We start from the raw sequence: 23469 nt of genomic DNA, 5'->3' as shown, positions 1-23469 counted from the left end.
GAGTGAAACACTTCATGGATACCGTGTCTCCTTTCCCGGGGAATGGCTATGGCACAGCGAAGGTGTAGCACTATTGGGATCAGTTATTTAGACAAGGGGGAGCGTTGGAGTGGGGAAGTAAAAAGAGACAAGAAAATGGGAGAAATCTACAAGGCCCCACCCGCTTTCACGAGGTGGGGCATGTTGATTATCGGGTCAAGTTATCGCTGCCGCCGATGGCACGATAGATTTTCGCTGTAGTGTTGAGCTGTTCCTTCTGCTGAGCCAGCAGGCTCTGCTCGGCATCCCACAGGCGGTTCTGCTCGTCGAGCCAAGCCTGAACACCGGTAGCCCCTGCTTCAAAGCGCGCCTTGGCCAATCGCTCCGACTCTCTGGCATACCCGAGTTGCTCCTGCAGGTAGCTGAGTCGCTGCTGGCCATAGCTGCGTGCTGCCAGATTGTCTTCCACCTCGACCAGCGCGGTATAGAGCTGCTTGCGAAACTCGGTTTCGGCAATCTGGTAATCCACTTGTGAACTCGCAATGGCAAGGCGGGTATGGTTGTACTCAAGGAAGGGGAGGGCAAGGGTCGCCCCCAGAGAGCCGACCGGATTTTGCAGCACCTGCGCCAGTCTGTCCGAGGTTGTGCTGGCACTGCCGGTCAGGGTGAGGCTCGGATAAAAACCGGTGCGGATCTCATCCCCTCTGGCCAGGGTTTTGCGCAGCCGCAGCTCCGCCGCTTTCACATCGGGGCGACGGGCCAGCAGATCAGCTGGAATGCCGACCGCCAGTTCAGGAATGGGTTGGGTTGTCAGCGAAGTCGGTGCATACTCCAGCTGTCCGTGGTTGCGGCCAAGCAGCAGGCGCAAGGCATTACGGGCCTGCTCCTGCTGCGCCTTGAGAGAGGCGAGCTCAGCCTGTTTGCCCGCTTGCTGCTGGCGGGCCTGTGCCAGATCGAGTCGGGTGATGGCTCCGGCCTTGTATTTGGCCTGTGTCAGCTGCTCGGTGCGGGCCAGGTTGGCCAGCTGTTGCTCGCTCAAGGTAATGGCCGAGGCGAGATAGCCAAGCTGCCAATATTGCTCAAGGCTATTGCCGATAAGCAGCAGACGCGTGCTGGCCAGATCCTGCTCGCTGGCAGCAGCTTCCCAGCTCGCCTGATCTCTCGCCGATGCCAGCTTGCCCCACAGATCCACCTCATAGCTGAGGCCCAGCGATGGCCCCATACTGCTGGTTGATTTACCGCTCTTCAGATCCTTGTTGCTACTCGCGCCCAGGCTGCCATTGACCGAGGGGGTGAGATTGGTATCGGCCTGATCAGCACCCAGCCGGGCGCTCTTGAGCTTGAGGGCGGCAATGCGCATGTCCGGGTTGGCGGCCAGCACCGCTTCGACCAGCTGGTTGAGCTGCGGGTCGTGAAAGGCCTGCCACCAGGGGCCAGCCTGGATGGCAAGCTGTTCGCTGTTCGCCTGCTGCCAGACGGGAGCGATGGCGAGATCTTGCCGGTGATAGGTGCTCTGCTGGCTGCAGCCCCCAAGGGCGATGCAGAGAGCCAGCCAGGATAATTTGTGCATGTTATTCCCTCGCCAGTGCGACCACAGGGTCGAGTCTTGCTGCGTTGCGCGCTGGCAGATAACCAAACAGGATCCCGATGAGTGACGAGCAGCCAAAGGCCATCAGGATAGAGAAGAGCGAGAACTGCATCTTGATGCTGTCGACCAGCAGCGAGAAGAGCATGCCGATCCCGAGGGAGAGGCCAACCCCGCAAATCCCGCCGAGCAGGCTCACCATCACCGCTTCGATCAGGAATTGCTGCAATATATCGGACTGACGGGCACCGACCGCCATACGGATGCCGATCTCGCGGGTTCGCTCCACCACCGACACCAGCATGATGTTCATTACCCCGACGCCGCCGACGATCAGCGAGATCAGCGCGATGGCCGAGACCATCAGGGTCATGGTGGCGGTCGTTTTCTCCACTGACTTGATGATGCTGTCGCTGCTGAAGGTGAAGAAGTCCTTCACGCCGTGGCGTTTGGTCAACAGCTCGATTACTGCTTGCTCCGCCAGTGCCGGCTGTATGCCATCCTTGACCCGGATGGTGAGCTGGCTGAAGTGATGCTGCGAAATCAGGCGGCTCATCACCGCACTGTAGGGAAGCCAGACATTGACCGACTGGCTGGAGGGGCCAAAACCGGTCTCCTGAGAGACAACCCCGATGATGCGAACCGGCAGAGTGCCGACCATCACCACCTTGCCAACGGGATCATCCTTGCCAAGCAGGCTGCCAATGCTCTTCTTGTCCACCACGGCGACGGCGGCACGCTGTTGGATATCTTGCCATTCGAGCAAGCGTCCATTCACCAGCGTCATTCCTTTCACCTTGAAGTAGTCATTACTCACACCGGTCACGCTGCCACTGCTGGTCTTGTTGCGGTAACGCAGCTGGCCCGGGCTGGCAATCTCGGGACTGGCGCCGGCCAGATAGGGTTGCCCCTGCAGGGCATCGAGATCCCCCTGGTTGAGGGTCTGGATGCTCGCCATCTTTTCATCACCCCATCCCTTGCCTGGGAATATCTCGATAGTGTTGGTGCCCATCGCATTGATCTGGTCGATCACCTTGGTTCTCGCCCCTTGCCCCAGCGCTACCACGCTCACCACTGCGGCGATGCCGATGATGATACCGAGCATGGTGAGGAAGGTGCGCATCCGGTGGGCCAGCATGGCGTGAACCGCCATACGCCCCGCTTCCCGATAGCGATCCCAGTCATAACTGGCTCCTTCGCCAGCGGCTGGCGGCACGTTGAGAACCGGCTGGTTGGCAGCGACCTTGCGTCCGCTATCCTCCTGCACCCTGCCGTCTTTGAGGGTAATGATCCGGTCGGCGTGGCTGGCCACCTCCATGTCATGGGTCACCAGAATGATGGTGTGCCCCTGTTGATGGAGCTCTTTGAGGATCGCCATCACCTCCTTGCCGCTCTGGCTGTCCAGCGCGCCAGTCGGTTCGTCCGCCAGAATCACCTCGCCACCATTGGCCAGCGCCCGGGCAATACTGACCCGTTGCTGCTGGCCGCCGGAGAGTTGTCCCGGCGTATGGTGACTGCGCTCGGCGAGCCCGAGGCGACCGAGCAGCTGACGTGCCCGTGCTTGTCGGTCATGGCGGCTGGTACCGGCATAGATGGCCGGGATTTCGACGTTGGCGGCCGCATCGAGATGGGGCAGCAGGTGATAGCGCTGGAAGATAAAGCCGAAGTGGTGGCAACGCAGGCGGGCGAGCGCCAGCGCGTCGAGCGTTGCGGTATCCTCTCCCCGGAACAGATACTGGCCACCGCTTGGACGATCGAGACAGCCCAACAGGTTCATCAGGGTCGATTTGCCGGAGCCGGAGGCACCAACGATGGCGATCATCTCCCCGGCTTCGATAACGAGATCGAGGGGATGGAGGACGGTCACCTCCTGCTCGCCGCTCTGGTAGCGCCGCTCGATCCCTTTTAGCTGGATCAGGGGCTCACTCATAGCATGACCGCCACATCATCCTGAGCGGCAGGTGCGCCGTGATTGAGCTGAACCTGCTCTTTTTCGTCCAGACCGCTCACGACTTCGATCCTGATTTCATCTTTCATGCCGGTCTTGATATGACGGGTTTCGGTCGTCTCATCGTCCTTGAGCACGGTGACTTCATACTCATTGTCTCCCAGCGACTTGCCGAGGGCGGTTTGCGGCACAGTGAGTACCTGCTTGCGTTCGCCAAGCACTATGGTCACCTGTGCCGTCATGGCGACCCGCAGGGTGTGGTCGGGGTTGGGCACATCGAACAGGGCGTAGTAGTAGACGGCCGCATTGTTGGTTGTGGTACCGGTTGTAGCCTGATCGTTGATGTTAGTGGGCGCCAACTCCACGGCGCGAAGTTTCCCCTGATAGCGGGTGTCCGGATCGCCAATCAGGGTGAAATAGACCGGCATGCCCGCCTTCACCTTGGTGACATCCGCTTCGGAGATCTGCGCCTTGACCGTCATGGTATCGAGGTCGGCCAGCTTGAGCACGGTTGGAACCGTCTGGCTCGCTGCCAATGTCTGGCCCTGACGGGTGACAATGGTAATTACGGTGCCATCCATCGGCGCCAGGATCTTGGTGTAGCCGAGCTCGGTTTTGGCCCGTTCCACCTTGATGATGGCATTGTCGATGTTGGCCTGACTGCTTTGCAGGTCAGCCCGGGTGACGGCCAGCTGCGCTTCGGCGCTCTCCAGATCGGCGCGCGAACTCGCCTCCTGCTTGAACATCTGTGACTGGCGCTGCCATGCCAGCTGATACTGCTTGAGCTGAGCCTGCTTGATCTTGAGCTGGGCGCGGTTGCTTGCCAGCTCGGCCTCTGCAGTTTTCAGATTGTTCTGGGCGATGAGCGGATCGATCTCCGCCAGCAAATCCCCCTTCTTGACTCTATCTCCGGCCTCGACGGCAAGCTTGGTGACCTGGCCGGAAACCTGGGCGCCGACATCAACCTGTTCCACGGCTTGCAGCACGCCGCTGGCCAGCACGGTTTGGGCAATATCTTCCCGGGTAACCGGCGCTTTGAGGATTGCTTTGGGAGGATCGCTTGGCCATACCAGCCAGCCGATCAGTGCCAGCCCGAGCAGAGTGAAGATCGCCCGGGTTCTCAGCTTGGAGCTTATTTTCATTGAACACCTGAATGAAATCAGAACACGAAAGGGTTATAGGGCGACAATCGTGCAGCAAAGCCATGGCAAATAACAGCCGAAAATATGTAAGCAAAGTTATGGTGTTACCTGTCAATTGGGGGGCAAGTCGTGACTCGAGTGGTGGTGAAATAAAAAAGCCCCGCACAGAGGCGGGGCTTTGCTGAGGCTTGGTGATAGGCGTGTTTAGGCCTTGGCCAGCAACTCCATCACCCAGGGCAGACCCTGCTTCTTGCGGCTGACAAAGCCCGGGTGGTAGCTGGACTCTGCCGGTACTTTCGGGTGCTTGGTAAAGTAGATGCGGCTGGCGGCGGCGGTCAGGTCGGTCACCATCAGAACGAAGAAGTCGAGTCCTTCACCTTCAACACGGTGTGCCATCTCTTGCTGCAGAGAGTCGATCTGGTCGGCAAGCTGCTGTTCGCTGCCCACTTCAATCTGGCTCATGATGAAGTTCAGCCCTTCGGCCTTGAATGCCTTCTCATCCTGCTGCAGCAACTGCGCCGGAGTGAGGCCGCTCAGGTCGGTTTTCGCCATCAGCAGCTGTTGCCCAAACTCGGCCAGCGACACCTCGGCCAGCGGCGCAAGACGCTCGCAGGCGATCTTGTCCTGCTCGGTGGTGGTTGGCGAGGTGAGACAGAGGGTGTCGCTCATGATGGCACCCAGCATCAGGCGAGCCTGGCTGCGGGTCACGGTACCTTGCTGGCTCAGCAGATCAAAAGCGATGGTGCAGGTGCAGCCAACGGCACGGATCCAGGCATCCAGAGGAGACTGGGTGATCAGGGAGCCGAGGCGATGGTGATCCACCAGACCCAGCACATTGGCCTGGGATAGGGTAGCGGGGCCCTGCTCCAGATCACTGAAGTCGACCAGCCAGACATCTTTATCGGTCAGATCCTGAGTCAGCAGCTCGGGCTCGGCGACACCAGCCTGCTCCAGAATGAAGCGGGTCTCGGTACGCAGATCGCCGAGGCGCCATGGGGTGGCCTGACGGCCTTGTGTATTGAGCCAGTCAGCGATCACCAGAGCGCTGCAGATACTGTCACTGTCGGGATTCTTGTGGCCAAAAACGTGGATCATAGACAAAGCCTCACAATTGGATACCCATAAAGGGGGCAACACTATGCGAAATCCCCCTCGTCAAGGCAACCCGATCCCGGCAGATGTTGCTGCCTGCTTGGCCAAATCCACCATTTTATTGATCTGGGTCGGTGATCTCACCGCTCTGACAAATGGCTGGGGTGTATTTGCCCTGCTGACTCAGGATGCTTTTCCAGAGCCAGAGCCAGCCGGTGGTTATGTTGCCATCAGGCTGGCCAGGGAATTAATGGTGCAGTAGCTCGCGGGCATTGGCCAAGGTAATGTCGGTGATCTGATCCCCTCCCAGCAGGCGGGCCAGTTCGTTGAGCCGGGCGCTCTGATCGAGCGCATCCATCCGGGTTTCGGTGGTCTTGCCGTCGGTGTGCTTGCTCACCACCATGTGCTGGTGGCCATTGCCTGCCACCTGCGGCAAGTGAGTGACCACCATCACCTGAGTCGACTCGCCAAGCTGACGTAGCAGGCGACCTACCACGGCGGCAGTCGGGCCGCTGATCCCCACATCCACCTCATCGAAAATCAGGGTTGGAGTGGAGACCTTGCGAGCGCTGATCACTACGATGGCAAGGCTGATACGCGACAGTTCACCGCCCGAAGCTACCTTGCCAAGCGGCTGGATGGGCTGACCCGGGTTGGTGGTGACCATAAATTCGACCCGATCTATACCCAGCGGAGAGAGGCTGCTCTGGGCATCGGGGCGCACCTCGATGGCAAAGCGACCATCGGGCATCGCCAGTTCGTGCATACTGCTGGTCACCTTGGCGCCCAGCTCCTGGGCGTAACGCTGACGGCTCTGGCTCAGGGCCTCGGCGGCCTGAACAAAAGCCTGACGAGCCTCGGCCAGCTCATCTTCCATCCCCTCTAGCCGTTCCTCGTCTGAGTTGAGGCGGGCGAGATCAGAGGCCAGCTCCTGATGGTACTGGGCCAGATCTGCTGGTTTGACGTGGTGCTTGCGCGCCAGATTGATGGCTTTGGAGAGGCGAGTTTCCAGCTCGTTGAAACGTTCGGGATCCAGCTCCAGCCGATCCAGATAGCTACGCAGTTCGCTGTGGCTCTCCTGCACCCCGATCAGCGCTTCGTTCAGCATCTCCAGCACCGTGGTGAGTCGGCTGTCCATGCTGACCAGCCCCTCCGCCCGGTCGACGGCGGTCTGTAGCAGGCCGGCAATGGTGGTTTCTTCGTTGTCGTAGAGCAGATCGAGGCAGAAGCCGCACTCCTGCATTAACTCGGTGCCGTTGGCCAGACGCTGGTGCTCCTCTTCTATCTCTTCAAACTCACCTGGCTGCAGGGCAAATTCGTCCAGCTCCTGCACCTGATACTCGATGAGCTGGCGACGAGCCTCCCGCTGTTGCTGCTCGGCCTTGAGCCGGTTGAGCTCGTTTTGCAGCTGGCGCCACTGCTGATAGTGCTGGCGTACCTCGTCGAGCAGCAGATGGTGGCCTGCGTAGCCGTCGAGCAGGGCGAGCTGGTAGTCGGGTTTGAGCAGCATCTGATGGGCGTGCTGACCGTGGACGTTGACCAGCAGTTGGCCCAGGTTTTTGAGCTGGGTGAGAGGGACGGGCACGCCATTGATATAGCTGCGCGAACGCCCCTCGGCGGAGATGACTCGCCGCACGATGCACTCACCCTCGTTCTCCAGCTCGTTGGTGGCGAGCCAGGCGCGGGCGGCCGGGTTATTGTCGAGCAGGAAGCGGGCGCTGACCTCGCTTTTGTCGCTATCTGGGCGCACCATGCTGGCTTCGGCCCGCTCACCCAGACAGAGGCCGAGGGCGTCGATGGCGATGGATTTACCGGCGCCGGTTTCCCCTGTGATGCAGGTCATGCCCGGTTGCAGATCGAGTTCGAGAAACTTGACGATGGCGAAGTTGTTGACGGTCAGCTGGGTCAGCATGGTCTCATCCTGTATAGGTCAACATTACTGTGTATGCATCCAGTATATACTGGTCTTATATACAGTAAAGAGGGCTCCGTCATTTTTAACAGGGCATGCTACAGGATCTCAGGTGTTGGAGAGGGTAGAGGTAGTGGCAAGTGTTGAGGGGGAGATAGCAGAGAAGAGGGCACCATGCTGGTGCCCTCGCAAAGTGAGAGCGGGTTAAAAGAGCTTGCTGCCCCAGCCGAGCTTGTTGCGCAGCACGTGGAAGTAGCTGTAGTCGAGCGGATGAACTAGATGAAGCTGATGGTGGCTCTTCTTGATAAGGATCTCGTCCCCCGGGTGCACAGCCAGGGTCACCTGACCATCACAGCTGACCTGCATGGCATCGTCCTGATTATCCGGCGAGACCAGCAGCCGCACTTCACTGTCGGCATCGAGCACGATGGGGCGACTGCTCAGGGTATGCGGGAACATGGGCACCAGCGTGATGGCGTTGAGCTTGGGGGTGAGGATGGCGCCGCCAGCCGACAGGGAGTAGGCGGTTGAGCCGGTCGGCGTTGCGACAATGATGCCGTCCGAGCGCTGGCTATACATAAAGCTGCCATCGATATAAACCTCGAACTCGATCATGTGGGCGATCTTGCCCGGGTGCAGCACCGCTTCGTTGACCGCCAGATTGCTCGATTTGCGCTCGCCGTGGCGATAGACCGAGGCTTCCAGCAGGAAGCGGTGTTCGCTCTTGTAGTGGCCGGAGAGCACCTGCTCCAGCGGCAGCAGGTAATCCTGCGGCGAGAGATCGGTCAGAAAGCCGAGGTTGCCCCGGTTGACCCCGATCACCGCCACATCGAAGCGCGACAGCACCCGCGCCGCCCCCAGCATGTTGCCGTCACCGCCGACCACGATGGCCAGATCGGCCTGCTGGCCGAGCTGGACCAGATCCATGACGTTTTCATCGAGGATGCTCAGGGTCTGGGCAACCCGGCTCTCCACCAGTACCCGGAAACCGCGTGAGGTCAGGTATTGATGCAGGCCGGTCAGCGTCTGGTTGGCCCCCTCATGGTGGGGTTTGCCAATCAGGGCGATGGTTTTGAACGGAGAATCCATAGTCAGTCAGATCTGGGATGGGTATTGCGGGCCAGTATACAGTGCTTTGCTCCGCTTGTGACGCTCTCCCGTGTGACGGGGCCGGCTATCCCCTTGAGGCTACTGGTTAAACGGTGAGCGGTAACCTGGATAAACCGACGGTTGCGGCTATTCAGCAACCCTGATTGCCCTTTACCCCTTGAAAGCCGGGGATGCATCCCCATAATAGCGCCAACATAGTCGGTCTGATGTCACTGGTCGCTCAGCCAGACGTCAAGGCCCTCGTAAGTAACCCCGGAATCTGGAGATGTCATGAACCACGAAGAGCAAAAGGTTGAAGCGATGGAGCAAGTGGAAGCCCAGCCAGTCGAGCCGACCGATGTAGACAGTGAAGTGACAGCCGAGCAGGCCCGTATCGCCGAACTGGAAGCGCAGCTGGAGACCGCCATCCAGAAGGCGGCGGAAGAGCGCGAACGCGCCCTGCGTACTGCTGCCGAAATGGAAAATCTGCGTCGTCGTACCGAGCTGGACGTGGAGAAGGCGCACAAGTTCGCGCTGGAGAAGTTCGCTGCCGAGCTGCTGCCGGTGCTGGACAACCTGGAGCGCGCCATCGAGCTCGCCGACAAGGAGAACGACGCCCTCAAGCCGATGGTGGAAGGTGTCGAGCTGACCCTCAAATCCATGCAGAGCGGTGTGGCCAAGTTCGGTCTGGTTGCGCTGGATCCGACCAACCAGCCGTTTGACCCGAATGCCCATCAGGCGATGAGCATGGTGCCGAGTGCCGATGTGGCGCCAAACACCGTGATCGCAGTGATGCAGAAAGGCTATGAGCTGAACGGTCGCGTGATCCGTCCGGCCATGGTCATGGTATCCAAGGCCGCCGACTGAGTCGGCACTTGATGCCCAGGCCCGCCGCTTGGCGGGCTTTTTGTTTATCTGTCTGGTCTGTCATCGGCTGATCACGACAAAAGGTAGGGTTTTTGCGGGGCAGGGCTTGAAGTGGCCGCTTGCGACCCCATATAGGATGCAAGGCCACGGCGGCACAAAAAATTTGATGCCGGGAGCTTGAAAGCCAGATTGGCAGGCCCCACCTAGCCGTTAACGCATTAAGGCGAGTTCCTCGCCAGTTTATTCAAAGTATTTGGAGATTTCTCAAATGGGTAAAATCATCGGTATTGACCTGGGTACTACCAACTCCTGCGTTGCCATTCTGGACGGCGACACTGCTCGCGTGATCGAGAACGCAGAAGGCGATCGTACTACTCCGTCCATCATTGCCTATGCCGATGATGGCGAGATCCTGGTTGGTCAGCCGGCCAAGCGTCAGGCCATCACCAACCCGAAAAACACCCTGTTCGCCATCAAGCGTCTGATCGGCCGTCGTTTTGAAGATGACGAAGTACAGCGTGACCTGAAAATCATGCCGTACGCTATCGCCAAGGCTGACAACGGTGACGCCTGGGTTGAGGTGAAGGGCAAGAAAATGGCACCGCCGCAGATCTCTGCCGAAGTGCTGAAAAAGATGAAAAAGACCGCTGAAGACTACCTGGGCGAGCCGGTAACCGAAGCAGTTATCACTGTTCCGGCCTACTTCAACGACGCCCAGCGTCAGGCTACCAAGGATGCAGGTCGCATCGCCGGTCTGGATGTTAAGCGCATCATCAACGAACCGACTGCAGCTGCTTTCGCTTACGGCGTGAACAAGGTCAAGGGCGAGCGCAAGGTTGCCGTATATGACCTGGGTGGCGGTACTTTCGATATCTCCATCATCGAGATCGACGAAGTTGAAGGCGAAACCACCTTCGAAGTACTGGCGACCAACGGTAACACCCACTTGGGTGGTGAAGACTTCGACAACCGCGTCATCAACTATCTGGTAGATGAATTCAAGCGTGAGCAGGGCATCGACCTGCGCAACGACCAGCTGGCTCTGCAGCGTCTGAAAGATGCCGCCGAGAAAGCCAAGATCGAGCTCTCTTCCGCTCAGCAGACCGACGTCAACCTGCCGTACATCACTGCCGATGCCACCGGTCCGAAGCACATGAACATCAAGGTAACCCGCGCCAAGCTGGAATCCCTGGTGGAAGACATGGTGAAGGATTCTCTGGAGCCGGTTCGCGTTGCCCTGAAAGACTCAGGTCTGGCAGTTGGCGAGATCGACGACGTGATTCTGGTGGGCGGTCAGACCCGTATGCCGCTGGTTCAGAAGACCGTTGCCGAGTTCTTTGGCAAAGAGCCGCGTAAAGACGTCAACCCGGACGAAGCCGTGGCCATGGGTGCTGCCATTCAGGGCGCCGTACTGTCCGGTGACAAGACCGACGTTCTGCTGTTGGACGTTACCCCGCTCTCTCTGGGTATCGAGACCATGGGCAGCGTGATGACTGCGCTGATCGAGAAGAACACCACCATCCCGACCAAGAAGTCCCAGGTGTTCTCCACTGCCGAAGACAACCAGTCTGCCGTGACCATTCACGTGCTGCAGGGTGAGCGCAAGCGCGCCAGCGACAACAAGTCTCTGGGCCAGTTCAACCTGGAAGGCATCCGTCCGGCTCCGCGTGGTCTGCCGCAGATCGAAGTGACCTTCGACATCGATGCCAACGGTATCCTGCACGTCTCTGCGAAAGACAAAGAGACCAACAAAGAGCAGAAGATCACCATCCAGGCCTCCTCTGGTCTGTCTGATGACGAGATCGAGCGCATGGTTCGCGAAGCCGAAGCCAACGCGGCCGAGGACAAGAAGTTCGAAGAGCTGGTGCATGCCCGCAACCAGGCTGATGGTCTGGTCCACTCCGTACGCAAGCAGATCACCGAAGCCGGTGAAGCCCTGCCTGCCGACGACAAGACCAAGATCGAAGCCGCTCTGAGCGAGCTGGAAACCGCTATCAAGGGTGACGACAAGGCTGCCATCGAAGCCAAACAGCAGGCTCTGCTGGAAGCGTCCCAGAAGCTGATGGAGATTGCCCAGCAGCAGGCTCAGGCACAAGGTGCCACCGGTGCTGACGCCGGTCAGTCCTCCTCTTCTGCCAAGGCTGACGACGACGTAGTCGACGCCGAGTTCGAAGAAGTGAAAGACGACAAGAAGTAAGCCCGACCCAGATGGGCGAAGCAGGCTTCGCCCATCGGTTTAGTTTATGAATTCACGGGCGTTGGGTGACCAACGCCCGTCTGCGTAACCACAGGATGAGTATGTCGAAGCGCGATTTCTACGAGGTGCTGGGGGTATCGAAAGATGCCGACGAGCGCGAGATCAAGAAGGCGTACAAGCGTCTGGCCATGAAGTATCACCCTGACCGCAATCAGGGCGATGCCGGTGCCGAAGAGAAGTTCAAAGAGGTCAAGGAAGCCTACGAGATCCTGACCGATGCCAACCTGCGCGCCCGTTATGACCAGTACGGTCATGCCGGTGTCGACCCGAGCCAGGGTGGCGGTGGCCACGGAGGTTTCGGCGGTGGTGCCGACTTTGGCGACATCTTTGGCGATGTGTTCGGTGACATCTTCGGTGGCAGCCGTGGCGGTGGCCGTCGTGGCCCGGCCCGTGGTTCCGACCTGCGCTACACCATGGAGCTGACGCTGGAAGAGGCGGTACGCGGGGTCTCCAAGGAGATCAAGGTGCCGACCCTGGTTCACTGTGAAGTCTGTAACGGCTCCGGTGCCCATACCGGCAGCAGCGCCCAGACCTGCCCGACCTGTCACGGCTCCGGCCAGGTGCAGATGCGTCAGGGCTTCTTCGCAGTGCAGCAGGCGTGTCCGCACTGTCACGGTCGCGGCAAGATCATCAAGGATCCGTGCCGCAAGTGCCACGGTGAAGGTCGCTACCAGCGTACCAAGACCCTGTCGGTCAAGATCCCGGCAGGTGTCGATACCGGCGATCGCATCCGTCTCTCCGGCGAAGGGGAAGCGGGGGAAGCGGGGGCTCCGGCAGGGGATCTCTACGTACAGGTGCACGTCAAAGAGCACGAGATCTTCGTGCGTGACGGCAACAACCTCTACTGCGAAGTGCCCATCAGCTTCACCGCAGCCGCCCTCGGTGGCGAGATTGAAGTGCCGACCCTTGATGGCCGCGTCAAGCTCAAGGTCACCCCGGAGACCCAGACCGGCAAGATGTTCCGCATGCGTGGCAAGGGCGTGAAGTCAGTGCGCTCCGGTCAGGTGGGGGATCTGATGTGCAAGGTGGTGATCGAGACCCCGGTCAACCTTACCGAGCAGCAGAAAGAGCTGCTGCGCCAGCTGGACGAGTCGTTCAGCGGTGCCGCTGCCAAGACCCACAAGCCGAAATCGGAAGGCTTCTTCGAAGGGGTGAAACGCTTCTTCGACGATCTGACCAGCTGATTTCAGCCACAGAGATAAAAAAAGAGCCGGCCCAGTGCCGGCTCTTTTTTGGTTTTTTTTCTTTCAATCCGTGGTGCTGGCGCGCCAGAACACCTGTTTGATATGGGGATGGATGCCCAGTTTGCCCATCAGGGCGTCGAGCTCGTCGCCATCGATGGAGGTGGCGAGCAGCACCGCCGAGATCTCCAGATCCCGCTCGCCAAAGGGCTCGATATCAAGCTCGCTCAGAGGGTAGTTGGCCTGCTCCAGCATCTCCTCCAGCCAGTGCAGCACCTCTTTCTGGTGCTCGCGCGGAGTGAGCGCCGTCACCTTGTAGGTCACCTCGGTGTCGAGATTGTCCACCGGACGCCGGTTGATCTGATTGACCAGCGGCCGCAGCAGGGTGTTGGCGGCGAGCACGAACAGCGCCCCCAGAATCGCCTCGATGGCGAGACCGGCACCACAGGCGGCACCGACGGCGGCCACCCCCCACAGGGTGGCGGCGGTGTTGATGCCGCGGATGTTGCCCGACTCGCGCATGATGACACCGGCGCCGAGAAAGCCGATGCCGGAGACGATATAGGCCACCACGTGGACCACGCTGTAGCTGCCGCCGTGCAGGTCATAGATGCGCTGGGCCAGATTGACAAACAGTGCGGCGCCCACGGCGACCAGCACGTTGGTACGCAAACCGGCGGTACGCTGGCGGTACTGACGCTCCAGGCCGACCAGTGCCCCCAGCACGAAGGCCAGCAGCAGGCTGGCGAGGGTATCGATCAGGGAGATCAGATCAAGTTGTTGCCACATTTTCATGGCCTGTTCCTTCTTGGTTGTCGATGGCCTTCGGGATGAGCGGGCTGCCAGATGGTGCTGGCATAACCCGGGCAGATGAGTAGACGCGCGTGGTGAAGGCCATCACAAAGGGATGAGCACGCACGTCAAATGTGCCTGCTTCTCCCGTGTGCACGAAGAAGCAGGCACTTCTTCACTCGGATTAAACGGGGCTGGTAAGCCCCGGAGTTAACGGGTTGGCTCAGTTGAGCTGGGGATTGCCATCACTGCGTGGCCGCAGCTCCCAGCGTACCGGATGTGCGACACCTACCTGATGGACAAACTGCACCAGATAGCGGCGCTGAGGCGGTGTGCAGTGCACATTGAGCACCAGCTCCCGGCCCCCGCTGCGTCCCGGCCGCATCGACTGCATCGGCTGCAGGCCGGCGGGTTGCAGCGTGTGGTTCACCATCTCCAGCACTTGCTGCATATCGGCGCGATCCTCGCAGCGGATCTGCAGCCGGTAGTGGTGTTGGCGCTGTTTGCCGCGCAGCCAGAGTGGCAGCCAGCCACGAGCCAGCTTGCTCAGCAGGGGATGAGCCTGTGTTGCCATCATCGGGTTGGCAACGGACTTGGTTGATACAAAACGCATAGCAGCCTCCTTGTGGGAAGCAGAAACTATGCAGGCATGACGGCCACGGCTTTTGGCCAATGGTCGCCAGACGTCAAGTGTAAAAAGAGAAGAGGGGAGTGGATTTCCGCTTCTCGCAGGGCTGCGAGCATGCGGCAGAGAAAGACCTGCGGCTAGCTCGCGACCTTGGTACCGGCTGACAGGGCCGGTCTACAACTGTCACTTGATGAGTTGCCCACTGATGGTCTCCGCTATTGATAAGAGGCTCGAATGATAGCCGAGCCGACGCAGAGGGTAAACCCCGAGCCAGTGGCGGAAACATCCTGAAACAAATTTTATCTCTCGCGTCACCACTACCGCTTGACGGCCCTGCGCGGCTGTCGAGCCGCCTTTGTGCTGCTGGCCAGATCTTGCGCTGGAGCTAACAGACGGCTGACATGACCCATCCAACTCCGATCAAGCCCGCTTATTTAAACCCAAGTCGCCTCAGGATGATGGCTGCCGGGCAGAAACCGGTGAAGGCGCTCTGGATCAGGTTGACCCCGACAAATGCGCTCAACCAGACAAAGCCCGGATGGACCCAGGCGGTAAGGATCAACGAGAGCAGCAACATGCAACCCGCGACGATTCTGACTCCGTTATCTACAGTCATCACTCTCCCTTTATTTAATTTAGATATTGCTAATTTAGTATCCATTTATACAATGGAACCAAATATCAGAAGTTGCTAATTTACGCTTATGAGCCAATTCGACCAGATGAACAGACATGCGACAGCCGCCGCCTCCCTGCTCAAGGCGTTGGCTCACCCTGAACGCCTGCTGGTGCTATGCCAGCTGGTGGAGGGGGAGAAGGGGGTCGGGGAGCTGCTGGCCCACAGCCAGCTGGGGCAGTCGGCCTTCTCCCAGCAACTGTCGGTATTGAAGCGCCAGGGCCTTATCCGTTCGCGCAAGGTCTCCCAGCAGATCTACTACTCGCTGGTGAGCGAGGCGGCCGCCGATGTGCTGGGTGCGCTGCAAACCCATTTTTGTCACTCAGAAAATAAGGAATCTTGATGATGGAAAGCCAATGGCTGCTCTCTTTGGGCGGCGGCATGCTGGCGGGGCTGTCGGCCCTGATCCTGATGTTGTTCAACGGCCGGGTTGCCGGTATCAGCGGCATTCTGGCAGGTGCGCTGCAACACCGTGCGCCGTGGCGGGTGCTATTTCTGCTGGGGTTGGGTGCTGGCGCCTGGTTGGCGTTGACCCTAGGTTGGGCCACCATGCCCGCATTCACTACGCTGCCCGGTTGGCCTGTGGTGCTGCTGGCCGGTCTGCTGGTCGGGGTCGGTACCCGTCTTGGCAATGGCTGCACCAGCGGCCACGGCATCTGTGGCATGGGGCGGCTCTCTGTGCGCTCCATTGTCGCCACCCTCACCTTTATGGCGGCAGGTTTCATCACCGTCTTCGTTACTCATCATCTGCTGTAAGGGGCTGATTGCCATGAAGTTGCTGACAAGTTTGTTTGCGGGCCTGCTGTTCGGACTGGGGATGGCCATCTCCGGCATGGTGGATCCCGCCCGGGTCACCGGTTTTCTCGATTTGGCAGGGGCCTGGGATCCCAGCCTTGCCTTCGTGATGGGAGGGGCTTTGCTGGTCTTTATGCCGGGTTACTTCCTGCTGGTGAAACCCCGCCGCCAGAGTGTGTTGGGCGAGCCCATTGTGGCCGTACCTGCCCCAAAGCTGGATCGCAATCTGGTCGGCGGTGCAGCGCTGTTCGGTATCGGCTGGGGATTGGTGGGTATCTGCCCGGGGCCTGCCTTGAGTCTCATTTCCAGTGGCCAGCCCATGATACTGTTGTTTATTGCGGCCATGGTGGCAGGGATCTTGCTGTTTGATAGAGGGCTGGCCAAGTTGCTGACTTGGAAAAAGGATAAGGTGCGCCAGTCCCATACTGCCTGATCCCGTGAAGTGACTGATGACGCCAGGGAAGGAGAGTGATGATGGAAAAGATCCGGTTGCTGGGGCTCACCTTGTTGGTGATGACATCGCAGGCCATGACATCCATGCAGGCCCTGGCCGCAGAAGGAGGGCCGGTGGCCCTGCTGACAGTGGCGCCACAGGCGGTGACCGACTGGTTGACGCTGGATGGCACCGTCACTGCCATCCATCAGGGGACGGTGGCGGCCCAGACCAGCGGTCGGGTCTCCCGCATGCTGGTGGATGTGAACGATCAGGTGCAGGCGGGACAGCCGCTGCTCGAGATCTGCGGCAAGGAGCAGTTTGCCGCCGTTTCCGGTGCCGAGGCGCGGCTGGCCCGGGCGCAGGCCCAGCAAGTGGAAGCCGAGCGCCAGCTCGCCCGCTTTCAGGCGCTGATTGCCAAGGGGGTGATCACCCGCGCTCAGCTCGACAATGCCCAGGCGACAGATCGCGCCGCCCGCGCTGAGGTGAACGCTGCTGATGCGGCTCTTATTCAGGCCCGCGAGGCCTACGGTTATACCCGCATTCTGGCCCCTTATGCCGGAGTGGTGACCAAACGGCTGGTGGAGTTGGGGGAGACTGTCGCCCCCGGTACCCCGCTGCTCTCCGGCTTCTCTCTAGACACACTGCGGGTGGAGGTGGAGTTGCCCCAATCCGCCCTGACGCTGGCTCGTGAGCCTGCGGATGTGCAGGTGCTGCTGCCGGATGGCAGTGCCGTTACCCCGGTCAAATTGACCCGCTTCAACTATGCCGACAGCCAGAGCCACGCCTTCAGGTTGCGCCTCGACTTGCCGCCGCAAACCGCCGGGGTATTGCCCGGCATGTGGCTCAAGGTGCAGCTCAAGCAGGGTGAGCGTCAGGTGTTGCAGGTGCCGGATCGCGCCCTGCTGCGGCAAGGGGAGTTCAATGGCGTCTATCTGCAGCTGCCCGCTGGCTGGGCGCTGACGCCGGTGCGGGTTGGCCACTGCTTGGCGGGGCAGTGCGAGATCCTGGCCGGGTTGCAAGCGGGCGACAAGCTGGCCCCCGATGGCTGGGCGCAGCAGCAGGAGGTGGCCCATGAGTAGCGAGCTGAACGGCAACAGGGAGAGGCTGGGACCTGCCGGTCGGCTGGCTGCGCTGTTTCAGGGCTCGGCCATCACCCCGCTGCTGGCGCTGGTGGGGCTGCTGCTCGGCCTGTTTGCGGTGCTGGTGACTCCCAAGGAGGAAGAGCCGCAGATCGATGTCACCTTCGCCGATGTCTACATTCCCTTCCCGGGAGCCACGCCGGCTGAGGTGGAGTCTCTCGTCACCACCCCTGCCGAGCAGGTGGTCTCCCAGATAAAGGGGATCGATACTCTCTACTCTTTTTCCCAACCCGATGGCGCCCTGCTGGTGGTGGTGTTCAAGGTGGGGGTGAGCCGCGAGCAGGCCATCGTCGATCTCAACAACCAGCTCGACTCCAACCGCGACTGGTTGCCACAGGGGATTGGAGTCGGTCAGCCGCTGGTAAAACCCCGAGGGATCGACGATGTCCCCATTGTCAGCCTGACGCTCTGGAGCAAACAACTGGGGGCACCCGAGCTGACACGGGTCGCCCATGAGCTGGAGACCGAACTCAAGCGCATTCCCGGTACCCGCGATATCTACACTCTGGGCAGCCAGAGCGCCGTGCTGCGGGTGATGCCGGATCCGGCGGCCCTCAGCGCCCACGGCATCAACTGGGGAGAGCTGAGTCAGCGACTGGCGGCCGCCAATCAGGTGGGCCCGACACAGGCCATCGAGCAAGACAACAGTGAGATCAAGGTACAGGTGGGGCAGTTCCTGCAAAGCGAGCAGGAGGCTAGAGAGCTGGTGGTGGGGCTGCACGACGGCAAGCCGGTCTATCTGGGGGATGTGGCCAGGGTCTCTCTGGGTCAGGAGACCCCGACCAAGCGCAGTTGGATGGGGCAGGGGGATCGCAGTTATCCGGCGGTGACTCTGGCCATCGGCAAGCAGCCGGGTCAGAACGCGGTCGATGTGGCCAAACGGGTAGAAGCGCGGGTCGAGAGCCTCAAGAATCGGCTTATTCCTGCCGGGGTCGAGGTGACGGTGACCCGTGACTACGGCGTCACCGCTGAGACCAAATCCAAGACGCTGATCGGCAAGCTGATTTTTGCCACCACGGCGGTGGTGCTGCTGGTGCTGGTGAGCATGGGGTGGCGCGAGGCGCTGGTGGTAGGCGTTGCCATCGTCATCACCTTGGCGCTGACCCTGTTTGCCAGCTGGGCCTGGGGCTTTACCCTCAACCGGGTGTCGCTGTTTGCGCTGATCTTCTCCATCGGCATTCTGGTGGATGACGCCATCGTGGTGGTGGAGAACATCCACCGCCATCGAGGCCTGGGCAAGGGATCCCTCAAAGATCTTATTCCGGGGGCGGTGGACGAGGTGGGGGGGCCGACCATACTGGCGACCCTGACCGTGATCGCGGCTCTGCTGCCGATGGCCTTTGTCAGCGGCCTGATGGGCCCCTACATGAGCCCCATCCCCATCAATGCCAGCATGGGGATGCTCATCTCCCTGCTGGTGGCCTTTATCTTCTCACCCTGGCTGGCGAGCCATTTGCTCAAGGGGGAGGTGCATGAAATCCACGGCGAGGCCAAGGCTGGCCTCTTTCACCGGCTGATGACCCCTTTCCTGATCGGTGACGGCGCCAAGAGGGCCAGACGCAAGCTCTGGTTGGCCATCCTGCTGCTGGTAGCGGGTGCCGCCGCCATGCCTATGGTGCAGTGGGTAGTGCTCAAGATGCTCCCCTTCGACAACAAGTCGGAATTCCAGCTGGTGCTCGATATGCCGGAGGGGGCGACCCTGGAGCAGACCGAGCGCACCCTGCTGGCGGTCGGGCGAGAGCTTGCCAAGGTACCCGAGGTGAAGGATTACCAGGTCTACGCCGGTACCGCGGCCCCCATCAATTTCAACGGGCTGGTGCGCCACTACTTTATCCGCAGCGGTGCCAACGTGGGGGATATTCAGGTCAATCTGGTGGACAAGCATGAGCGCCATCGCAGCAGCCACCAGATTGCCCAGTCAGTGCGGGCACCGTTGCAGGTCATCGCCAGTGCGGTGGGGGGCAACCTGAAAGTCGTGGAGGTACCCCCCGGCCCACCGGTCTGGTCACCCATCGTTGCCGAGATCTATGGCCCGACTCAGGCTGCCCGAGAAGTGGCGGCGCGCGCCGTACAGGCCCGTTTTGTGGCCACGGCAGATCTGGTGGACGTGGATATCTATCTGACCGACCCGCAGCCCAAGTGGCGGCTGGTGGTGGATCGCAGCAAGGCGGCCCTGCTCGGGGTCGATCTCGGGGATCTGGTGAACACCCTCAATGGCGGGGTGGGTTATCAGGATGCCAGTTGGCTGCAGGGGCACGGTTCCAAGTATCCGGTGCCGATCCGCATCGAACTGGTCCCCGGTGACAAACGGGATCTGGCGGGTGTGCTGGCCCTCAAGGTGCGCAGCCATAGTGGCCAGCTCATCCGGGTCTCCGAGCTGGTGAGCCACCGTGATGAGGTGGCCCCCAGCTATATCATGCACAAGAACATGCAGCCCATGGTGATGGTGGTGGCCGACATGGGTGGCCATACCGACAGCCCGCTTTACGGCATGTTTAGCGCTGGCGCCGATATCGACCTGCCCCAGTATTACGTGCAGCAGCCCGACAAGCTGGGAGAGGTGGCGCTGTTGTGGGACGGGGAGTGGAAAATCACCTACGAGACCTTCCGCGATATGGGGATTGCCTACGGGGTGGGGATGATCCTTATCTACCTGCTGGTGGTGGCCAAGTTCCGCTCCTATCTGGTGCCGCTCATCATTATGGCCCCCATTCCGCTCACCCTCATCGGGGTGATGCCGGGCCATGCCCTGTTGGGGGCCCAGTTTACCGCCACCTCGATGATCGGGATGATCGCCCTGGCCGGCATCATAGTACGTAACAGCATCCTGCTGGTGGACTTTATCGAACAGCAGCGAAGAGACGGAGTGGCATTCGAACAGGCGGTGATCGAGGCGGCACTGGTGCGGGCCAAACCCATTATGCTGACGGCGCTGGCGGCGATGATCGGGGCCCTGTTTATCCTCGATGATCCCATCTTCAACGGACTGGCCATCAGCCTGATTTTCGGGATACTGGTCTCCACCCTGCTCACTCTGGTGGTGATCCCGCTGCTCTACTACAGCCTGATGTCGCACCGTGGAGTCGTGAGCACGGCAGACGAGCCGGGCGCACAATGACAGAAGGGCCACCTCGGTGGCCCTTTTCGTTTCACTCGTTCAGGTGGCTGGGGCGCTGAGTCAGCGTCCCTTAAGCAGCGGGAAGTAGCGCCGATCGGCCTGGCTCATGTGGCCGACGACCAGCTCCTGAATGATGAAGTTGAGCAACTCGTCGTTGCCGAGGGTGCCTGCGCGGGCGGCGTTCATCAGCTGGGCCGCTTTTTGCAGCAGTTGCTGATGGTCCAGACGGTGGGTCTCGAGCTCGGGGTAATCGAGCTCGGCCAGCAGGCTCTCCTCGAAGGTGAAGTGGTGGTGCGCCATCTCGAACAGGTTCTCCAGACTCTCCAGATAGAGGGCGGGATGAGCCTCGTTATCCTTCATCCGCTCCAGCAGCCGGTTGGTGAGCACAAAGAGCTGGCGATGTTCGGCATCAATGCGGGGATGGCCGCACTCGTGGCTGCCTTGCCACACCAGCGAGCCCTGCGCGGGGTCGAGCCCGGCGGTATAGAGACAGACCCGGCCACGGCCGCGGTTTTTTGCCTGATACATCGCCTGATCCGCGTGGTGCATCAGGGTTTTGGCATCCTCGCCGTGCTCCGGATAGAGAGCGATCCCGATACTGCTGGAGATGCGCAGCTCCTGCTCGTCGCTCATCCTGAATGGGTGGCGCAGGCTGTGATGCAGGTGGTCGGCGATGGTCAGCGCCTCGTCGCTGGTGTCGGGCAGCAGGATAACAAATTCGTCGCCGCCAAGGCGTGCCACCAGATCATGCTCCCGCACGCAGTAGCGCATCCGCTTGGCCACCATATTGAGCAGCACATCGCCGGTCTCGTGGCCAAAGGTGTCGTTGATCGGCTTGAAGTGATCGAGATCGATGAACATCAGTGCCAATGGCTGGTCGGCGTTGTGCTCCATCGCCTCTTTCAGCCGTTGCTGGAGCAGGCGGCGGTTGGGCAGACCGGTCAGGGGATCGTAGAAGGCGAGGCGGCGCATCATCTCCTCGCGGGCGGCCCGCTCGGTGATGTCGCGGGTTACCCCCAGAATGGCTTCTGGCTCCCCCTGCTCGTTGCCGTGCAGGGTAGTGATGGTCTCGGTGGCTACCAGATGGCCATCCTTGTGGCGCAGATCGGTGCGAATGACGCTGCGGGTCTGCTCATGTTCACCGCGATACCAGGCGGCGAGGGTGGCGGTGATCTCCTCCTTGAGTTTTATGCGTGCGGCATCGGGCAGCAGCCTCTTGAACGGCAGGGCGAACAGCTCGCTCGCGTTGTAACCGCTCAGCGGCTGGATGGCCGGGCTGATGTAGCGAAAGCGAAGGCTGGCGGTATCCATGGTCCAGATCACGTCGGCGCTGTTCTCCGCTACGAAGCGGTAGTGCTGCTCGCTCTGGGCCAGCTCGCGGGTGAGGCGCTGGCGGTCTCGCGACTCCTGACGCAGGCGTAGATAGAGGTGGAGGAAGATGCCGAGCAGGATCAGCAGGGTAAAGGTGATCAGCATGGCGATGGCCACGCTCTTGTCGAGCAGTTGCCGCTGCTGGCGCAGCCGCTCCTTGGCCGGATTGTAGAGAAAGCGATCGAGGCTGATGTCGGAGGCGAGCAGGCCCGCCTCCCGATAGATATTGGCGATCTGCTGCCAGCGCTCCGGCTGCATATAGCCAGGTTCGACAAAGTCGGGCTGCATCAGCGAGCGGGTCTCGCGCGCTTCAAAGGTGAGCTGCTCGCGCCCGGCCCCGCTTGGCTCGCGCCCGGCGCGACTCGGATAGTGCTCCATGATCCAGTCGATCATCTCCTCCGGATTATCCATGGCATAGCGCCAGCCGCGCAGGCTCGCCTGACGAAAGGCAAAGACCCGGCCGGGGCGGGCAGCCAGCTCCCGTTCGGAGGTAAAGAGGTTGTCGGCGTAAAAGTCGCTGTTGGCGCTGCGGGGACTGAAGACCCGATAGGGGATCTCCTTTTGCTGCAGGTAGAAGGGCTCCGTGGTGCTGTAGGCACTGATGGCATCCACCTTGCCGGAGAGCAGCGCCTCGACGCCGTTGTCATAGGGGAGGATCTGCCACGTCCGGGCGGGAATATGTTTGCTGAGATAGGTGAGCAGCTCGCCGGAGCCGGGTTCCAGCATCAGCCGCTTGCCGGCGAGATCGGCGGCATTGCGGATATCGGGGCGATCGAGCGTCAACAGCAGCAGGGGAGAGTGCTGCAGCATGGCGGCCAGCACCACCACCGGTTTGCCAGCGGCGCGGGCCAGCAGCAAGTCGCTGCCGCTGATGCCAAACTGCGCCTCGCCACTGGTCACTGCTTTGACCACATCGGTGTGGGGCGTAGCCTCACGCAGTGTGACGTTGAGTCCGGCCTCACGGTAGTAGCCCTTGGCGATGGCGGCGTAGTAACCGGCAAACTGGAACTGATGCTGCCAGGAGAGCTGGAGCGTCACCTGTTCTTCGGCTTTCAGTGGCAGGCTCGCCAGAGCAGAGAACATCCAGCTGGCCAGCATGGGCAGGAACCAGAGCGTACAGCGTGGGGAGGGTTCGAGCTCCGTCATACAGGGTGTCTCTCGGGAGGCGGTATCAGAGCTAGAGTCAAACAATTTTTTGTAACCTGCAATAGGGGAAAAAGGCTAGCGGAGCAGGGCAGTTGCGGTATAAGAATTTGTTTTTGTGTTTTTCATCACACAAATTGCCTGCGAAGTCTGTTTTGACAACTTGTCAGCCCCATCCCGGAGTCATATGGCTTGCGAAAATGGCTGCATTTTAGCCATTATCATGCCGTTTTTTCCTCCGAATCTTCGTTTAAATTGCCGCTTTTTGTCGGGAAAGCGTCAGTCTGTGTCGTCATATCACGCGATACTTCTGCGATGT

18 protein-coding genes are annotated in these 23469 nt (G+C 60.5%); 8 read left to right on the top strand and 10 right to left on the bottom strand.

What is annotated here, in order from left to right; translation table 11 throughout:
• Nucleotides 1-187: 187 nt before the first annotated feature.
• From AACS24_RS14730 to nadK, 6 genes are all read right to left on the bottom strand, one after another.
• The gene (locus tag AACS24_RS14730) at nucleotides 188-1549 is read right to left on the bottom strand and encodes an efflux transporter outer membrane subunit (protein WP_108570420.1); all 1362 of its coding nucleotides are present in this window, start codon (nucleotides 1547-1549) and stop codon (nucleotides 188-190) included.
• 1 nt (nucleotide 1550) lies between these two features.
• Entirely contained in the window at nucleotides 1551-3494 is a 1944-nt protein-coding gene (locus AACS24_RS14725) for a MacB family efflux pump subunit (protein WP_108570419.1), read from the bottom strand.
• The gene (macA, locus tag AACS24_RS14720) at nucleotides 3491-4654 is read right to left on the bottom strand and encodes a macrolide transporter subunit MacA (protein ID WP_108570418.1); all 1164 of its coding nucleotides are present in this window, start codon (nucleotides 4652-4654) and stop codon (nucleotides 3491-3493) included. The genes AACS24_RS14725 and macA overlap by 4 nt, the downstream gene beginning before the upstream one ends.
• Nucleotides 4655-4858: 204 nt before the next feature.
• A complete protein-coding gene (locus tag AACS24_RS14715; RefSeq protein ID WP_108570417.1) occupies nucleotides 4859-5749 on the bottom strand; it encodes a manganese-dependent inorganic pyrophosphatase in 891 nt (296 codons plus the stop codon).
• Between the two features lie 244 nt (nucleotides 5750-5993).
• Nucleotides 5994-7658 (bottom strand): DNA repair protein RecN, encoded by a 1665-nt coding sequence (recN, locus tag AACS24_RS14710; protein ID WP_108570415.1) that lies wholly within the window; start codon nucleotides 7656-7658, stop codon nucleotides 5994-5996.
• Between the two features lie 204 nt (nucleotides 7659-7862).
• On the bottom strand, nucleotides 7863-8747 hold the full coding sequence (gene nadK, locus AACS24_RS14705) for an NAD(+) kinase (RefSeq protein WP_041208339.1): 885 nt from the start codon (nucleotides 8745-8747) through the stop codon (nucleotides 7863-7865).
• 291 nt (nucleotides 8748-9038) lie between these two features.
• Between nadK and grpE the strand changes: the two genes are divergently transcribed.
• The 3 genes from grpE (at nucleotide 9039) to dnaJ (ending at nucleotide 13055) form a co-directional block, all read left to right on the top strand.
• Nucleotides 9039-9614, top strand: coding sequence for a nucleotide exchange factor GrpE (gene grpE / locus AACS24_RS14700; RefSeq protein ID WP_108570414.1), 576 nt, complete (start codon nucleotides 9039-9041; stop codon nucleotides 9612-9614).
• Between the two features lie 268 nt (nucleotides 9615-9882).
• Nucleotides 9883-11811, top strand: coding sequence for a molecular chaperone DnaK (gene dnaK / locus AACS24_RS14695; RefSeq protein WP_108570413.1), 1929 nt, complete (start codon nucleotides 9883-9885; stop codon nucleotides 11809-11811).
• A gap of 101 nt (nucleotides 11812-11912) precedes the next feature.
• Complete coding sequence (gene dnaJ / locus AACS24_RS14690) at nucleotides 11913-13055, top strand: molecular chaperone DnaJ (RefSeq protein ID WP_033113491.1); 1143 nt, start codon at nucleotides 11913-11915, stop codon at nucleotides 13053-13055.
• Nucleotides 13056-13118: 63 nt separating this feature from the next.
• On the opposite strand, the gene AACS24_RS14685 is transcribed toward dnaJ, so the two are convergent.
• From AACS24_RS14685 to AACS24_RS14675, 3 genes are all read right to left on the bottom strand, one after another.
• A complete protein-coding gene (locus AACS24_RS14685; RefSeq protein ID WP_033113492.1) occupies nucleotides 13119-13847 on the bottom strand; it encodes an MgtC/SapB family protein in 729 nt (242 codons plus the stop codon).
• 220 nt (nucleotides 13848-14067) lie between these two features.
• Entirely contained in the window at nucleotides 14068-14457 is a 390-nt protein-coding gene (locus tag AACS24_RS14680; protein ID WP_108570412.1) for a hypothetical protein, read from the bottom strand.
• 445 nt (nucleotides 14458-14902) lie between these two features.
• Nucleotides 14903-15088, bottom strand: coding sequence for a YgaP family membrane protein (locus AACS24_RS14675; protein WP_033113494.1), 186 nt, complete (start codon nucleotides 15086-15088; stop codon nucleotides 14903-14905).
• Between the two features lie 88 nt (nucleotides 15089-15176).
• Between AACS24_RS14675 and AACS24_RS14670 the strand changes: the two genes are divergently transcribed.
• From AACS24_RS14670 to AACS24_RS14650, 5 genes are read left to right on the top strand one after another with little or no spacing between them, the layout of a single operon-like run.
• Entirely contained in the window at nucleotides 15177-15491 is a 315-nt protein-coding gene (locus AACS24_RS14670; RefSeq protein ID WP_108570411.1) for an ArsR/SmtB family transcription factor, read from the top strand.
• Nucleotides 15491-15904, top strand: coding sequence for a YeeE/YedE family protein (locus AACS24_RS14665; protein ID WP_181364133.1), 414 nt, complete (start codon nucleotides 15491-15493; stop codon nucleotides 15902-15904). Before AACS24_RS14670 ends, AACS24_RS14665 begins: the two co-directional genes overlap by 1 nt.
• Before the next feature lie 13 nt (nucleotides 15905-15917).
• Complete coding sequence (locus tag AACS24_RS14660; protein ID WP_181364132.1) at nucleotides 15918-16376, top strand: YeeE/YedE family protein; 459 nt, start codon at nucleotides 15918-15920, stop codon at nucleotides 16374-16376.
• 41 nt (nucleotides 16377-16417) lie between these two features.
• The gene (locus tag AACS24_RS14655; protein ID WP_108570410.1) at nucleotides 16418-17458 is read left to right on the top strand and encodes an efflux RND transporter periplasmic adaptor subunit; all 1041 of its coding nucleotides are present in this window, start codon (nucleotides 16418-16420) and stop codon (nucleotides 17456-17458) included.
• Nucleotides 17451-20636 (top strand): efflux RND transporter permease subunit, encoded by a 3186-nt coding sequence (locus tag AACS24_RS14650; RefSeq protein WP_108570409.1) that lies wholly within the window; start codon nucleotides 17451-17453, stop codon nucleotides 20634-20636. Before AACS24_RS14655 ends, AACS24_RS14650 begins: the two co-directional genes overlap by 8 nt.
• Before the next feature lie 60 nt (nucleotides 20637-20696).
• Here AACS24_RS14650 and AACS24_RS14645 read toward each other — a convergent pair whose 3' ends face one another.
• A complete protein-coding gene (locus tag AACS24_RS14645) occupies nucleotides 20697-23153 on the bottom strand; it encodes a diguanylate cyclase domain-containing protein (protein WP_108570408.1) in 2457 nt (818 codons plus the stop codon).
• Between the last annotated feature and the right edge of the window lie 316 nt (nucleotides 23154-23469).

The sequence above is a fragment of the Aeromonas sp. HMWF016 genome (assembly GCF_963878195.1).
Taxonomy (GTDB): domain Bacteria; phylum Pseudomonadota; class Gammaproteobacteria; order Enterobacterales; family Aeromonadaceae; genus Aeromonas; species Aeromonas lacus.
The sequence above is the reverse complement of the archived record's forward strand: the minus strand, read 5'-3'. Positions and strand labels throughout refer to the sequence as shown.